This is a genomic window from Pseudomonas sp. LS_2 (genome assembly GCF_042709235.1).
Lineage (GTDB): Bacteria > Pseudomonadota > Gammaproteobacteria > Pseudomonadales > Pseudomonadaceae > Aquipseudomonas.
Genome location: NZ_JAVAYC010000015.1, coordinates 32,271 through 45,823, shown reverse-complemented (window position 1 = coordinate 45,823; position 13,553 = coordinate 32,271). Strand labels below are relative to the sequence as shown.

Sequence of the window (13,553 nt, the reverse complement as noted above, 5' to 3'; positions counted from 1 at the left end):
TGACCAGAACTCGCTCATTTGGATCTCCACTCATATAACGTGTCACCCATCCACTCTCCTTCGTGAACCTGCGGCCACAGTTTCACCTGTAGCGGTAGGTCTGCCCACTCATGCAGAGGCGAACTCAACAAGAAAATACATGAACGCTGACCACCCCATTCCTATGGCCATGCAAGCTATAGCCACTTTCATTCGGCGCTTGAGATAGTCCGGAAATTCCCGATAATCCTCCGGGTCTAGATTTCCACGACCTATGGAAAGCCCAGGACATAGAAAAACACCTGTCATGGCGCAGACCGTCAATACCCGAAGCTTAACGGTGAAAGCGCCCCCTCGCCGCAGCTCCTCATGCAAGCAACGACTTCGCCCAAGGGCCGAGCACATAACTTTGAAGTGCCTTGATCCGGCAATATGCGCATTAATTCCCAGTCCAACCAAAGCGACGACGAGTGGCGGAAGCAACACCACAAGTCTCCAGCTGGCAGACCAATCACTGAGGTCGATCATGGGTTTCCTCGAAATGAATTCCCCGGCGCTCACTCACCCCACCTCCAGTACGTGACCAGCCGAAATAATTGGAATTTCCAGGCGCTACTCACTCTAACAACGCGGAATTTTAGACAACGCAGCAAGGGCAAAAGCTGTCACCCTCGTCACACCCCTAACTTACTTAGCAAGGCGCGTCGACCTACTTAAATTTAAAGCCATAACCAATCACCACCAACAAAATGAATGAAGGAACCTCCAGCCAGAAGGAAATCTTTATGCGCCGCCTCAAGTAACCAGGGAAATTCTGATTATCAACGGGATCCAGAAGGCCCTTTCGAATAGCCCACTCTGGCCATAACAGCAACACTGACGCACCCGATACTATCAACACTCTAAACCTTACTGTTAATGCCCCATTCGCTCGGACATCCTCCTGAAACCCCTCGCTATTCTGTAGCGCAGCACGCAACACTTCGAAATGTGAGGTGGCCGCAATATGTGCAGTTATTGCCAAACCAACAATAGCCATGGAGAACGGCACAAAAAGTATCGCAACCCTTATCTCCGGCGAACAAGTAGACACATCAATCATAAATCCACTCATACATAGCTTCTCCAAACGCACCACCTCCTGCGCCTGACATCTGACTGCCCACAAGAGAGCCAACACCCACCACCGCAATTCCACATATAGCTCTCCCTGCCGGAGTGAAGCGACAAATGGCCTTCAGCGCTTTTTTTCCTGCAACAGCACCTAGGGCACCGCCGGCTAATCCTCCGGAAAAACTTCCAGTTTCTATAAACCGAACCCTCTTGCACTCATCCGTCTCTCCGGCCCGACACGCCTCCTCTACTTTCAGGTAAGAAGCTGTCGCACCCACCCCGATCGCTACATAGCCTCCATATTTCAAGTAGCGCGCGGTCTTCGACACTTCATCCAAGTGCGTGGCGTACCCTGGAATCTGCCCTGGCCCATTTGCCTTTTTCCAGTGATGCACCAGGCTCTTCGGCGAAATACCCAAATCGCGGCGCAATGTGTCGTAACTGCCAAGGTTCAAGCGCTTGTGAAGGAACGACGTGCTCAACTGTGTACTGAGCTGCTGGTACAACGCTTGGCGTGAAGCAAAGAACTCCGGGCTGCGTAAGTGACCATGCACCGCGAATTGCCGCTGGTGCAGCGCCTCGATGCCCTTGAGCGTGTCCTGGACCTGCCCCAGGCCCTTTTCCAGCATGTCCCTGCCTACGCCCATCGAGGTGCTCGCCCCGCTCAACACCCCGGCGATCCCACCGATGTGCTCCATCATGAAGTTGGCTTCCTCATCGCTGAGCATCGCCAACGCCTCACGCGCACGCTCAGCAGCCTGCATCAACTGCGTCTCTTCACGCGTACAGGCTTGGTGGTTGTCTAGGTCGCCAATGACGAAGATTTCGCCCGCCTTGAAACCCTGCTCAAAGGTCGGGTTCAAGCGCTGGAGCCGGGCGATGGGTAGCGTTGAATCGTGCGTGAGCAATTGGGCCAGCACCTGCGGGCCAGACATGCTGCGCGGCACGATGTAGAAGCCAGGCTCCAGTGCCGCTGGCGAAGCGCTCGCGCTTGGGGAGAAATACGCCTTCGCGGGTGATGCCGAGGGCGCCTGGAATGGCCGGGCGGGCGCTGCAGGCGCCGCAGAGGTTTTGAATGGTTGTGCGACCGGCACCCCGCCGGTCAGCGGCGCCACAACACGGTTGTTGCCACTGGGGCAGCCGCAATCTACCAACGCACCGTCCACCGCCACGGGTCGGCCGTTGGAGATGAAGAACGGCACCCCTTCGACAATGGTGCCGACCTTGCCGCACTCAGGGCACGGCGTGGTGCTGTCACCCTGGCGCAGCACCTCCCGACCGTTCGAGCGATAGCCAACACCGCTGGCAATACAAACGGCACCGGTGGTCGTGCTGTCGCCATCCAGCGCCTGGCCTTTGCCATTCAAATTGACACGAAGCATGTGCAGGTTCCTTTGCGTGAAAGCTCGGGAACCTAGCAGCTTCAAGGCGAAAAACTTCCCGACAGCGGCGAAATAGACGCGTCCTACACCCTGCTAAGAAGATTCACACCCCCTCTCACAAAAGGACACAAGCGATCACCAGTTCCGCGCCCTCTTGCCAAAATCTTGGAATACCATAATATGATATCCCGTAGACCTTAAACCTGCCGGCCACCTACACTCAAGACACGGCCACGCAACACCTACAGATCGCAGCTCCCCGAACACAGTTGGCGGGCGCACGAAGCCCGCCTCGAATAACAAAAGCAACGAGGGCGTTAACCATGCTGTTGAGCAAACGAGTAAGTGCAGTGCTGTCTGCCAGCCTGCTGTCCCTGGCCTGCCAGGCCACACTGGCCGCTGACAGCCTGAATTTCGTCAGCTGGGGCGGTACCACGCAGGATGCGCAGAAACAAGCATGGGCCGAGCCTTTCAGCGAAAGCAGCAAGGTCAAGGTGGTGCAGGATGGCCCTACCGACTACGGCAAGCTCAAGGCAATGGTCGAAAGCGGCAACGTGCAGTGGGACGTTGTCGACGTCGAAGCCGACTTCGCCCTGCGCGCCGCGAACGAAGGCCTGCTCGAACCCCTCGACTTCAATACCATTCAGCGTGATCGCATCGACCCGCGCTTCGTTTCCGACCACGGCGTAGGCTCTTTCTTCTTCTCCTTTGTGCTCGGCTACAACGAAGGCAAGCTCGGCGCCAACAAGCCGGTGGACTGGAGCGCCCTTTTCGACACCAAGGCCTATCCCGGCAAGCGCGCGCTGTACAAATGGCCGAGCCCCGGCGTGCTGGAGCTGGCGCTGCTGGCCGATGGCGTACCCGCCGACAAACTCTATCCGCTTGACCTGGACCGCGCCTTCAAGAAGCTCGACACCATCAAGAAAGACATCGTCTGGTGGGGCGGCGGCGCCCAGTCGCAGCAACTGCTGGCCTCCGGCGAAGCCTCGCTGGGGCAGTTCTGGAACGGGCGGGTCTATGCCCTGCAACAGGACGGCGCGCCAGTGGGCGTGAGCTGGAAGCAGAACCTGGTCATGGCCGACTTCCTGGTCATTCCCAAGGGCGCCAAGAACAAGGACGCGGCCATGAAGTTCCTGGCCAACGCCAGCAGCGCCAAGGGCCAGGCCGACTTTGCCAACCTCACCGCCTACGCCCCGGTCAACCTCGACAGCGTCGGCCAACTGGACAAGAAACTCGCCCCGAACCTGCCCACCGCCTACGCCCAGGACCAGGTCACCCTGGACTTCGCCTACTGGGCCAAGAACGGCCAGGCTATCGCCGCGCGCTGGAATGAGTGGCTGGTCAAATGAAAGTCGCCATCAACGCCCTGCACAGCGCGCAAGGCGCCGCACCTGGAACAAAGGGCGCTGCCTCGCGCCGCCCCGCCATGGCCCAGCGCTGGCGCGGCAGCCGCAACCTGCTGCCGGCCTTGCTGTTCCTCGGCCTGTTCTTCTTCGCGCCACTGATCGGCTTGTTGCTGCGCGGCGTGCTCGAACCGGTGCCGGGGCTGGGCAACTATGAACAATTGTTTGCCAACTCGGCCTATGCCCGCGTGCTGTTCAACACCTTCTCGGTGGCCGGGCTGGTCACCCTGATCAGCGTGCTGCTGGGCTTCCCGCTGGCCTGGGCGATCACCCTGGTGCCACGGGGCTGGGGCCGTTGGTTGCTGAGCATCGTGCTGCTGTCGATGTGGACCAGCCTGCTGGCGCGCACCTACTCATGGCTGGTGCTGCTGCAAGCCTCGGGGGTGATCAACAAGGTGCTGATGGCGCTTGGCATCATCGATGCGCCGCTGGAGATGGTGCACAACCTCACGGGCGTGGTAATCGGCATGAGCTACATCATGATCCCGTTCATCGTGCTGCCGTTGCAGGCGACCATGCAGGCCATCGACCCGATGGTGCTGCAAGCGGGCTCGATCTGCGGTGCCAGCCCCTGGACCAACTTCTGGAAGGTGTTCCTGCCGCTGTGCCGCTCGGGCCTGTTCTCAGGTGCCTTGATGGTGTTCGTGATGTCGCTGGGTTACTACGTCACCCCGGCCCTGCTGGGCGGCGCGCAGAACATGATGCTGCCGGAGTTCATCGTGCAGCAGGTGCAGTCGTTCCTGAACTGGGGCCTGGCCAGCGCCGCTGCGGCGTTGCTGGTGCTGATCACCCTGGTGCTCTTCTACTTCTACCTGAAGCTGCAACCGGAATCCCCGGTCGGCAACCCGAGGTAAGCCGCCATGCTCCTGACACCCAATGCCATGGGCCGCCCGCTGCGCGTGGGCCTGTACCTCACCACCGGGGTGATCGCGGCCTTTTTGCTGCTGCCGATCCTGTTCATCGTGCTGCTATCGTTCGGCTCGTCGCAGTGGCTGGTGTTCCCGCCACCAGGCTGGACCCTCAAGTGGTACGGCCAGTTCTTCTCGAACCCCGAGTGGATGGAGGCAGCCATGGCCAGCCTCAAGGTCGCCGTGCTCACCACCGTTTGCGCGGTGGCGCTGGGGCTGCCCACCGCCTTCGCGTTGGTGCGCGGGCGCTTTCCGGGGCGCGAGATGCTCTACGGCCTGTTCACCCTGCCGATGATCGTGCCGCTGGTGATCATCGCGGTGGCGGTGTACGCGCTGTTCCTCAAGCTGGGGTACACCGGCACGCTGTTTTCCTTCGTCGTCAGCCACGTGATCGTCGCCCTGCCCTTTACCATCATCTCGATCATCAATTCGCTGAAGCTGTTCGACCAGTCGATCGAGGACGCGGCGGTGATCTGCGGCGCCTCGCGCTTGCAGGCGATCTTCAAGGTGACCTTCCCGGCGATTCGCCCAGGGATGATCGCCGGGGGCCTGTTCGCCTTCCTGGTCTCGTGGGACGAAGTCGTGCTCAGCGTGATGATGGCCAGCCCCACCCTGCAGACCCTACCCGTGAAGATGTGGACCACCCTGCGCCAGGACCTGACCCCGGTGATCGCCGTCGCCTCGACGCTGCTGATCGGCCTGTCGGTACTGGTGATGGTCATAGCCGCCGCCCTGCGTCGGCGCAACGAAACCCGCGCTTGAGCGCCCGGAGACAACAACAATGAGTGCAGTCATCCAAGACAGCGCACGGGACAAGACCCTGGTCAGCCTGCGCAACCTGAACAAGCACTACGGCGACTTCGCCGCGGTGGACGACATCAGCCTGGACATCCAGGACGGCGAGTTCCTCACCTTCCTGGGCTCAAGCGGTTCGGGCAAGTCCACCACGCTGTCGATGCTGGCCGGCTTTGAGACGCCCAGCAGCGGCGAGATCCTGGTCGAAGGCCAGTCGCTGGTGAACGTGCCGCCACACAAGCGCGACATTGGCATGGTGTTCCAGCGCTATTCGCTGTTCCCGCACCTGTCGGTGCGCGACAACATCGCCTTCCCCCTGGCGATCCGCAAGCTCAGTGCTGCCGACATCAGCAAGCGCGTAGACGCCATGCTCAAGCTGGTACAACTGGAAGCCTTCGCCCACCGCCGCCCTGCGCAGCTTTCCGGTGGCCAGCAGCAGCGCGTGGCGATCGCCCGGGCGCTGGTGTACGAGCCCCGCATTTTGCTGATGGACGAGCCGCTGGGTGCGCTGGACAAGAAGCTGCGCGAAGACTTGCAGGATGAGCTGCGCCAGCTGCACAGGCGCCTGGGCATCACCATCGTCTACGTGACCCACGACCAGGAAGAAGCCATGCGCCTGTCCCAGCGCATCGCCATTTTCAGCCACGGCAAGATCGTCGGCCTTGGCAGCGGCTACGACCTCTACCAGAACCCGCCGAACGCCTTTGTCGCCTCGTTCCTGGGCAATTCCAACTTCCTGCGGGTAACTGCCAACAGCAATGGCGCTGCCGCTTTCGAGGGCCAGTCGCTGGCGGTACGCCTGACCCCAGGCCTAGGTAACGATCAAGATGCCTTGATCATGGTACGCCCGGAAAAAGCCCTGGCGTTGACCGCCGAGCAGGCCGCCCGCGAGCCTCTGCCGGCCGGTTGGAACGAGGTACAGGCCAAGGTCGGCGAGGTACTGTTCCTCGGCGAAAGCCAAACCTGCCATGTGCTGACGGCCGGCGGCACCGAGATGACGGTCAAGGCGTTGTCTGCCGCCGGGATGCCGATGCGACCGGGTGATACCGTCAAGGTGCGTTGGGCGGTGGCAGATGCCTGTCTCTACACCGAGTGGGCCGAGAGCGACCTGAGCAATGCTGCTGGGGCGCACTGAGTCCAAGCCTCTAGCGCAGTGCTGAACCTGTGGGAGGGGGGTTACCGGCGAAGAAGACACTGCGGGCCGGGGCCATGCCCCGGTTCGCGGCTGACCCCGCTCCCACAGGTGTCGCGACTGAACCCAGGATCCGCTGGGCAAGAGCGGGCGTATCCGCCATCGGCCAGCACAAGGAGTACCATAAGGCTTTTACCTGCCTGCGGCCGCGACCATGACCCATCCCGCCAACGTCCCCGAACACCCCACCCTGTCCGTGGACACCCCGCGCCAGGTGCTGTTCCTCGCCTACCCCGAAATGGGCCTGCTCGACCTGACCGGCGCGCAGACGGTGTTCTGGGCGGCGACCAAAGCCTGCGTGGCACGCGGCCTGCCCGGCTATACCGTGCGCACCGCCAGCCTTGAAGGCGGCTTGGTAGCCACCGCCGAAGGCCTGCCGGTCGGCACCGAACCCCTGGCGCCCCTGCTGAACACCGCCATCGACACCCTGGTGGTGCCCGGCGCCCCGGAAATCCTGCGCACCCTGCCCGAACACGACGAACTGGTCGCCAGCCTGCGCCTGGCCGCGACCAGCGCCCGCCGAACCGCCTCGGTGTGCAGCGGCACCTTCCTGCTAGCCGCCGCCGGGCTCCTCGAGGGTCGCCGCGCCGCCACCCACTGGGCCATGTGCGAGGCCCTGCGTATGCGCTTTCCCTCGGTGGAAGTCGACCCCGAATCGATCTTCGTCCAGCAAGACCGGGTATGGACTTCGGCAGGCGTCAGCGCCGGCATCGACCTGGCCCTGGCCCTGGTGGAAAACGACTATGGCCGCGAGGTGGCCATGCAGGTGGCGCGTGAGCTGGTGGTGTTCCTCAAGCGCCCCGGCGGCCAATCGCAATTCAGCGAACTGCTCAAGGCCCAGGGCGATGACGCCAGCCTGTTCGAAAACCTGCACCTGTGGCTCAACGACAACCTCGGCGACCCGCGCCTGACCGTCGAGCGCCTGGCCGAGCAGGCCAACATGAGCCTGCGCAACTTCACCCGGGTGTACAAGGCCAAGACCGGGCGCACCCCGGCCAAGGCCATCGAGGTCTTCCGCCTGGAGGCTGCACGTCGGCACCTGGAGAACGGCGACTGGCACATCGAACGCATCGCCCGACATTGCGGCTTCGGCAACGAAGAGCGCATGCGCCTGGCATTCCAGCGCCACCTGGCGGTCACCCCACGCGACTACCGCGCACGCTTCGCCCGCAGCGTGCCCTTGGCCGAAAGCCAGGGTTCTTTGGCCTAGGGCGGTCTCCAGGCGGCGCTTAGCATGACTGCCGCGGGTGCCAAGCATGGGCAGCCGTCGGGCCACGGCGTGGCATGGAAACCAAGGCGTATCATTGCTCCTGCCCCGCAATCGGCCTGGACGCAACGCTGCTTCAGTCAGCAGCGGCTTTCCTTGTGCCTTTGTCTGCCGCGCCGAGCCGATCCTTCCAAGAAAAGAAACGCTCCAGGAGCAACGACGATGAAAGACATCCTGATCATTGGCGCAGGTTTTGCCGGACTGTGGAGCGCCCTCGGCGCTGCCCGCCAGCTCGACAAGCATGGACGCGACGATGTACAGATCACGGTCCTCGCCCCCCAGGCCCAGTTGCGCATCCGCCCACGCTTCTACGAGCCCGACGTACACACCATGGCAGCGCCCCTGCAGGCATTGTTCGACGCGGTGAACGTGCGCTTCGTGCAAGGCAGCGCCGAGCACATCGACGAAGCGGCCAAGCGCGTGCGCTACCGCGATGCCGAACAACAGCTCGCCACCCTTGGCTACGATCGCCTGATCCTGGCCTGTGGCAGCCAGCTCAACCGGCCACCGGTGCCGGGCCTGGAACAGGCCTTCGATGTCGATACCCTCGAATCGGCTGCACGCCTGGAAACCCATCTCAAGGCGCTGGCCACCCTGCCCGACAGCCCCGCACGCAACACCGTGGTGGTGGCCGGCGGCGGTTTCACCGGCATCGAGACCGCTACCGAAATGCCAGCCCGCCTGCGCGCCATCCTCGGCCAGGACGTTACCCCGCGTGTCGTGGTGATCGACCGGGGCGCCCGGATCGGCGCAGCCCTGGGCGAAGGCATCAGCCCGGCCATCGAACAGGCCAGCCAGGCGCTGGGGGTGCAATGGCTGTGCGGTGCGAGCGTTGCGGCGGTCGACCACGACGGCGTGACGCTCAGCAACGGCCTGCGCATCGAGGCCAGCACGGTGATCTGGACCGTGGGCTTCATGGCCAATGCCCTGACCGCGCAGGTGAACGGCGAGCGCGACCGCCAGGGCCGTCTGCACGTCGACGGCCATCTCAAGGTCAAGGGCAGCGAGGCGGTTTACGCCGCGGGCGATGTGGCCTATGCACCCTGCGACGAGGTCGGCAATTTCGCCGCAATGTCCTGCCAGCATGCCATTCCCTTGGGCCGCTACGCGGGTAACAACGCCGCTGCCGAGCTGATCGGCGAAGCGCCGATGACCTATAGCCAGCCCAAGTACGTTACCTGCCTGGACCTTGGCGCCTGGGGCGCGGTGTACACCGAGGGTTGGGACCGCAAGGTCTCGCCGCCCACTGACAAGGCCGAGGCCAAGACGCTCAAGCAGCAGATCAACAGCCTGTGGATCTACCCGCCTGCACCTGAGCGCGCCTCGGCCCTGGCGGCAGCCGACCCGTTGATTCCCGTCGCGTAGATATCGGACTGCGCCTGCCTTCCTGGGCGGGCGCAGATTCGATTGCCTGCAACTCTACGGCGCTGCTGTTGTCGTTCCCTTCATCACGACCTGATCGATGTTGCAGGTTCACTGAGCAGATGGAGGCGCGATCTTGAAAGCAGCGATCTACGATACCCCTGGTGCTCCCGACGTCTTGAAGTACGTCGATATCCCCGACCCAACCCTGGGGCCTTCGGATGTCCTGATTCGTGTCGAGGCGATCTCCATCGAAGGGGGCGACCTGATAAACCGCCGAACAACAACGCCGCCTCGCCCTGCCTGGGTGGTGGGCTATGCGGCTGCGGGTACCGTTGCCGCCGTGGGGACCAATGTGCGTGACCGTCAGGTAGGCGACCGGGTCGCAGCGTTCGACATGCAGGGCTCCCACGCCGAACGCTGGGCAGTACCCGCAGGGCAAACCTGGAGGATACCCGATGGCGTGGAGGCCGCAGATGCAGCGGTCCTGCCCATTTCTTTCGCCACCGCCCATCACTGCCTTTTCGCACGCGGGGCACTGCGCCCTGGCGAAACCGTGGTTATCCAGGGCGCTGCCGGTGGCGTGGGGCTGGCGGCCGTCCAGCTCGCGGCGAATGCGGGTGCGAAGGTTGTCGCCGTGGCGAGCGGCGCCCAGCGCAGCCAACGCTTGATGGCGCTGGGTGCCCAGCATGTGGTGGATCGCTTGGCCGAGAACGTCCAGGAAACCGTCCAGCACATCACAAAAGGCGCGGGTGCCGATTTGATCATCGACCCCGTGGGCACGACACTGGCCTCTTCACTCCACGCCCTGGCCCCGCAAGGACGGTTGGTGTTCGTCGGCAATGCCGGTGGCGACGACCTGAGCGTCGACCTGTGGCCCGCGATGCAGGCCAACCAGACATTGCTGGGCGTATTCATGGGGCCGCTGTTCAAAACACCGGAGGTCAGGTCGAGCGTCGACCACCTGCTGCAAGCGCTGGCCAGCGGTGAAATCCGCGCCGTTATCGAGCGGGCCTTTCCCTTGGCCGAGGCCGCCGCAGCCCACGCGTTCGCGGAAACGACCAAGCCCCTCGGACGCATCGTCATGAACCCGTGATTGCCCCGCAGCGCCTACCCGTGGCATAGATATCGCCTTCCCCTCGACGTGACAGTCAGCCCCCTGGAGATTCGTTGCATGAGCAAGCCCCCCTATGTGCCACCGGCCGTCTGGACCAACGACACCGCTGCCGGCGGCCAGTTCGCCAGCATCAACCGCCCCATCGCTGGCCCTACCCACGAAAAACAGCTGCCGGTCGGCAAGCATCCGCTGCAGCTGTACTCCCTGGCCACGCCCAACGGCGTGAAGGTCATCGTCCTGCTCGAAGAGCTATTGGCCCTCGGCCATGCAGGCGCCGAATACGACGCCTGGCTGATCCGTATCGGCGATGGCGAGCAGTTTTCCAGTGGTTTTGTCGGGGTCAACCCGAACTCGAAGATCCCCGCCCTGCTCGACCGCAGCGTCGAGCCGCCAGTGCGGGTGTTCGAGTCGGGCTCGATCCTGCTGTACCTGGCCGAAAAGTTCGGTGCCTTGCTGCCCAAGGCCCCGGCCGAGCGCGCCGAGAGCCTGAACTGGCTGTTCTGGCAGATGGGCTCGGCGCCCTACCTGGGCGGCGGCTTCGGCCACTTCTATGTGTACGCGCCGGAGAAGATCGAGTACGCGATCAACCGCTTCACCATGGAAGCCAAGCGTCAGCTCGACGTGCTCGACCGGCGCCTGGCCGAAAGCCGCTACCTGGCTGGCGACGAATACAGCATCGCCGACATCGCCGTCTGGCCGTGGTACGGGCAACTGGTGCGCGGCAACCTGTACGGTGCGGCGCAGTTCCTCTCGGTGCAGGACTACAAACACGTGCAACGCTGGGCCGAAGAGATCGCCCAGCGTCCGGCAGTGCAGCGTGGCAGCCGCGTTAACCGCACTTGGGGCGACGAAGCGACCCAGGTGCCGGAGCGCCATTCGGCTGCCGACCTGGACTAAGCCGCAACGAGCTGCAACTGGAAAGTGGCCGATGGCCACTTTCCAGTTTACTCTCCCCCACGCGACGCGCTGGCGGCCCTGCCGCCAGCGCTCATCCAAGTGTGACAAGGGAGTGACGCCGTGGACCCTATCGATAACCCCTGCCAGCTCTGGCTGACGCTGCAAGCCCAGGCGGGCCTCGAGGTGCGTCGCAAAAAGGGTGACCCGGGACGGGATGCCGATGTCGAGATCGCCTTGCAGAACGCCCTTGGCCTGCCGTGCGGTGGCCAGCCATTGGCCGAGCAACTGAAAGCAGACCAGACCTGCGCTGTACCTAGCATCAACATTGAGACGTTCCTGCTGAAGCTGCTCAAAAGCCAGGAAGGCTTCGCCCTGATGATGCGCGAGTTGCTCGTCCTGCTCGAAGACGCCAAGGCCAAGCGTGACAGCGAAACCTTGGCGATCCAGTTTCGCTTCGACCAGACCGACGACCCGCTGCGCTATACGCTTGAGCAGTTCGCCGAGACAGTCACGCGTATTCAGCGCGTCCTTGAACTGCGCCTGGCATTGCCTGGCGCCGAAACGCTATTCAATCTGCTGCGATGCCTGCAACAGCTCTCGGATTACACCGGGGAACACCAACGCGACGATGACTTCGCGCCGCTGGCGGCATTGCCTGCAACCGGTCATGCCGCACTCGAGCACACTCAGCAAGCACTCACTGAAATGGTCGAGGCCCTTCGTGGCCTTTGCCTGTCGTATGGCGCCACCCGCAGCGCGGCCTATCAAGCGGGCGTCACCATCAGCCACGCCAGCAGGGCCGAAGCCGATAGGAAAGTCACGGGCCAGCTGGAATGCGGCCTGAGCTGCTGGGACATCGCCATGCGCGATGTCCAGCGACATATCGCCGCGCAAGTACAGGCTGGAGTGCTCGAGGGCGACACCGTGGTTCAAGGCGTCTCAAGTTTTATCGACAGTATCGAACGCCATCACAGCTGGGTTTCAAGGATCAGGCAGGAGGTGCTCGACCTGTTGAACCTGCCCATCTGGCGCAAACGCCACGAGCTTTACTCGGTGTGGGCCGGCAGCGTGCTGCTGCGTACCGCCAAGGCTGAAGCGGACACTTTCCACTACCACGTCAAAGACGGTGCGTTGTCGTTCGAATTCGGCGGCAATCGCCTGGCGACCTACGAATACGACGGCGAGCAGTTCGACATCTGGGCAGAACTACGCTCGGAACTGGTCGGGCACAGCAAGAAACGCAAGAAAGGTATCCAGCCGGACTTTCGCGTGCTGCGCCCCACCCTGGCGCTCAACCCCAACAGCGCTACGCAGTTGGTACTGGAGTGCAAGCACTACCTCACACCGAGCGCCTCGAACTTCATCCAGGCCGTAACCGACTATGCACGCAGTTGCCCTGCGGCCAAGGTGGTACTGGTCAACCATGGCCCGGCAGATCCGGCCAGCCTGAACGCCAGCATCGCCCCCTCGATGCAAGCGCGAACCCACTTCCTCGGCAACGCCACCGTGACGCAGGAGCGTCAGGACCAGGCATTGGCCAAGATCTTCAGCGCGGCCCTGTTCCCCGGTCGCCGATTGTACACCCCGCCCCGGGGCGCAGGCCTTGACGGCAGCATCGTCCTCAGTTGGCAGGCGGACCTGGTGGACATAGACCTGCACGTGCAGCTCGAATACATCGAAAGCCGCCGCCAGGTACAGATCAATTACGCCGCCCCCGGCGACCTGACGGCACCGCCGTTCGCACAACTGGAGCAAGACCAGCGTCAAGGGCCGGGAACCGAGCGCATCGTCATCGCTCACTGGGAGCAAGCTCACTACTGTATTACCGCGAAGATCTTCAACGGCGGTGGCGCCTTCACACCCGACAATATCCACTGCGTGGTGCACCTGCCGCAAGGCACGCACCTCCTTCGATGCAAGCAGCCGATAGCGGGCAACGACTGGAGGATCGCCACGATCCACTGGGATGAGGATGGGCTGCAATTGCGCCCCTGGCCGGAAACGCTGGAGCAGGTCGCCCGGTCCGCCTAGGGTCATGCGCCATGCAGGTCGGTGCAGCGCTGCAACCAGCCATTTCCTCGCTGCATGCCTGCGTCCGGCAAGGCCTTCTTGCTACACTCGCCGGCATGATTTCCACC

General features: G+C 63.0%; 12 protein-coding genes. 9 read left to right on the top strand and 3 right to left on the bottom strand.

Annotated elements, in window-relative coordinates:
- Window positions 1–108 precede the first annotated feature (108 nt).
- The 3 genes from RAC97_RS15225 to RAC97_RS15215 all read right to left on the bottom strand — a co-directional run bounded on the left by RAC97_RS15225 (window position 109) and on the right by RAC97_RS15215 (window position 2,474).
- A complete protein-coding gene (locus tag RAC97_RS15225) occupies window positions 109–507 on the bottom strand; it encodes a hypothetical protein (protein WP_375099308.1) in 399 nt (132 codons plus the stop codon).
- 181 nt (window positions 508–688) lie between these two features.
- Window positions 689–1,093, bottom strand: coding sequence for a hypothetical protein (locus RAC97_RS15220; protein ID WP_375099307.1), 405 nt, complete (start codon window positions 1,091–1,093; stop codon window positions 689–691).
- Window positions 1,074–2,474, bottom strand: a complete 1,401-nt coding sequence (locus RAC97_RS15215) for a PAAR domain-containing protein (protein WP_375099306.1) — start codon at window positions 2,472–2,474, stop codon at window positions 1,074–1,076. The genes RAC97_RS15220 and RAC97_RS15215 overlap by 20 nt, the downstream gene beginning before the upstream one ends.
- 323 nt (window positions 2,475–2,797) lie before the next feature.
- Between RAC97_RS15215 and RAC97_RS15210 the strand changes: the two genes are divergently transcribed.
- From RAC97_RS15210 to RAC97_RS15170, 9 genes are all read left to right on the top strand, one after another.
- A complete protein-coding gene (locus tag RAC97_RS15210; protein ID WP_375099305.1) occupies window positions 2,798–3,823 on the top strand; it encodes a polyamine ABC transporter substrate-binding protein in 1,026 nt (341 codons plus the stop codon).
- The gene (locus RAC97_RS15205) at window positions 3,820–4,731 is read left to right on the top strand and encodes an ABC transporter permease (protein WP_375099304.1); all 912 of its coding nucleotides are present in this window, start codon (window positions 3,820–3,822) and stop codon (window positions 4,729–4,731) included. Before RAC97_RS15210 ends, RAC97_RS15205 begins: the two co-directional genes overlap by 4 nt.
- A gap of 6 nt (window positions 4,732–4,737) precedes the next feature.
- A complete protein-coding gene (locus RAC97_RS15200; protein ID WP_375099303.1) occupies window positions 4,738–5,547 on the top strand; it encodes an ABC transporter permease in 810 nt (269 codons plus the stop codon).
- Between the two features lie 19 nt (window positions 5,548–5,566).
- Window positions 5,567–6,715, top strand: coding sequence for an ABC transporter ATP-binding protein (locus tag RAC97_RS15195; RefSeq protein ID WP_375099302.1), 1,149 nt, complete (start codon window positions 5,567–5,569; stop codon window positions 6,713–6,715).
- Window positions 6,716–6,926: 211 nt separating this feature from the next.
- Window positions 6,927–7,982 (top strand): GlxA family transcriptional regulator, encoded by a 1,056-nt coding sequence (locus tag RAC97_RS15190; RefSeq protein ID WP_375099301.1) that lies wholly within the window; start codon window positions 6,927–6,929, stop codon window positions 7,980–7,982.
- A gap of 219 nt (window positions 7,983–8,201) precedes the next feature.
- The gene (locus tag RAC97_RS15185) at window positions 8,202–9,404 is read left to right on the top strand and encodes an NAD(P)/FAD-dependent oxidoreductase (RefSeq protein ID WP_375099300.1); all 1,203 of its coding nucleotides are present in this window, start codon (window positions 8,202–8,204) and stop codon (window positions 9,402–9,404) included.
- Between the two features lie 133 nt (window positions 9,405–9,537).
- Entirely contained in the window at window positions 9,538–10,497 is a 960-nt protein-coding gene (locus RAC97_RS15180; protein WP_375099299.1) for a zinc-binding alcohol dehydrogenase family protein, read from the top strand.
- A 78-nt stretch (window positions 10,498–10,575) separates the two neighbouring features.
- Window positions 10,576–11,415, top strand: a complete 840-nt coding sequence (gene yghU / locus RAC97_RS15175; RefSeq protein ID WP_375099298.1) for a glutathione-dependent disulfide-bond oxidoreductase — start codon at window positions 10,576–10,578, stop codon at window positions 11,413–11,415.
- Window positions 11,416–11,535: 120 nt separating this feature from the next.
- The gene (locus RAC97_RS15170) at window positions 11,536–13,446 is read left to right on the top strand and encodes a hypothetical protein (protein ID WP_375099297.1); all 1,911 of its coding nucleotides are present in this window, start codon (window positions 11,536–11,538) and stop codon (window positions 13,444–13,446) included.
- Window positions 13,447–13,553 lie beyond the last annotated feature (107 nt).

Bases quoted from the DNA above. Each gene is read 5' to 3' on its own strand.
- yghU (WP_375099298.1), top strand. From the start codon at position 10,576: ATGAGCAAGCCCCCCTATGTGCCACCGGCCGTCTGGACCAACGACACC.
- RAC97_RS15210 (WP_375099305.1), top strand. From the start codon at position 2,798: ATGCTGTTGAGCAAACGAGTAAGTGCAGTGCTGTCTGCCAGCCTGCTG.
- RAC97_RS15195 (WP_375099302.1), top strand. From the start codon at position 5,567: ATGAGTGCAGTCATCCAAGACAGCGCACGGGACAAGACCCTGGTCAGC.
- RAC97_RS15220 (WP_375099307.1), bottom strand. From the start codon at position 1,093: ATGAGTGGATTTATGATTGATGTGTCTACTTGTTCGCCGGAGATAAGG.
- RAC97_RS15190 (WP_375099301.1), top strand. From the start codon at position 6,927: ATGACCCATCCCGCCAACGTCCCCGAACACCCCACCCTGTCCGTGGAC.
- RAC97_RS15215 (WP_375099306.1), bottom strand. From the start codon at position 2,474: ATGCTTCGTGTCAATTTGAATGGCAAAGGCCAGGCGCTGGATGGCGAC.
- RAC97_RS15205 (WP_375099304.1), top strand. From the start codon at position 3,820: ATGAAAGTCGCCATCAACGCCCTGCACAGCGCGCAAGGCGCCGCACCT.
- RAC97_RS15185 (WP_375099300.1), top strand. From the start codon at position 8,202: ATGAAAGACATCCTGATCATTGGCGCAGGTTTTGCCGGACTGTGGAGC.
- RAC97_RS15225 (WP_375099308.1), bottom strand. From the start codon at position 507: ATGATCGACCTCAGTGATTGGTCTGCCAGCTGGAGACTTGTGGTGTTG.
- RAC97_RS15200 (WP_375099303.1), top strand. From the start codon at position 4,738: ATGCTCCTGACACCCAATGCCATGGGCCGCCCGCTGCGCGTGGGCCTG.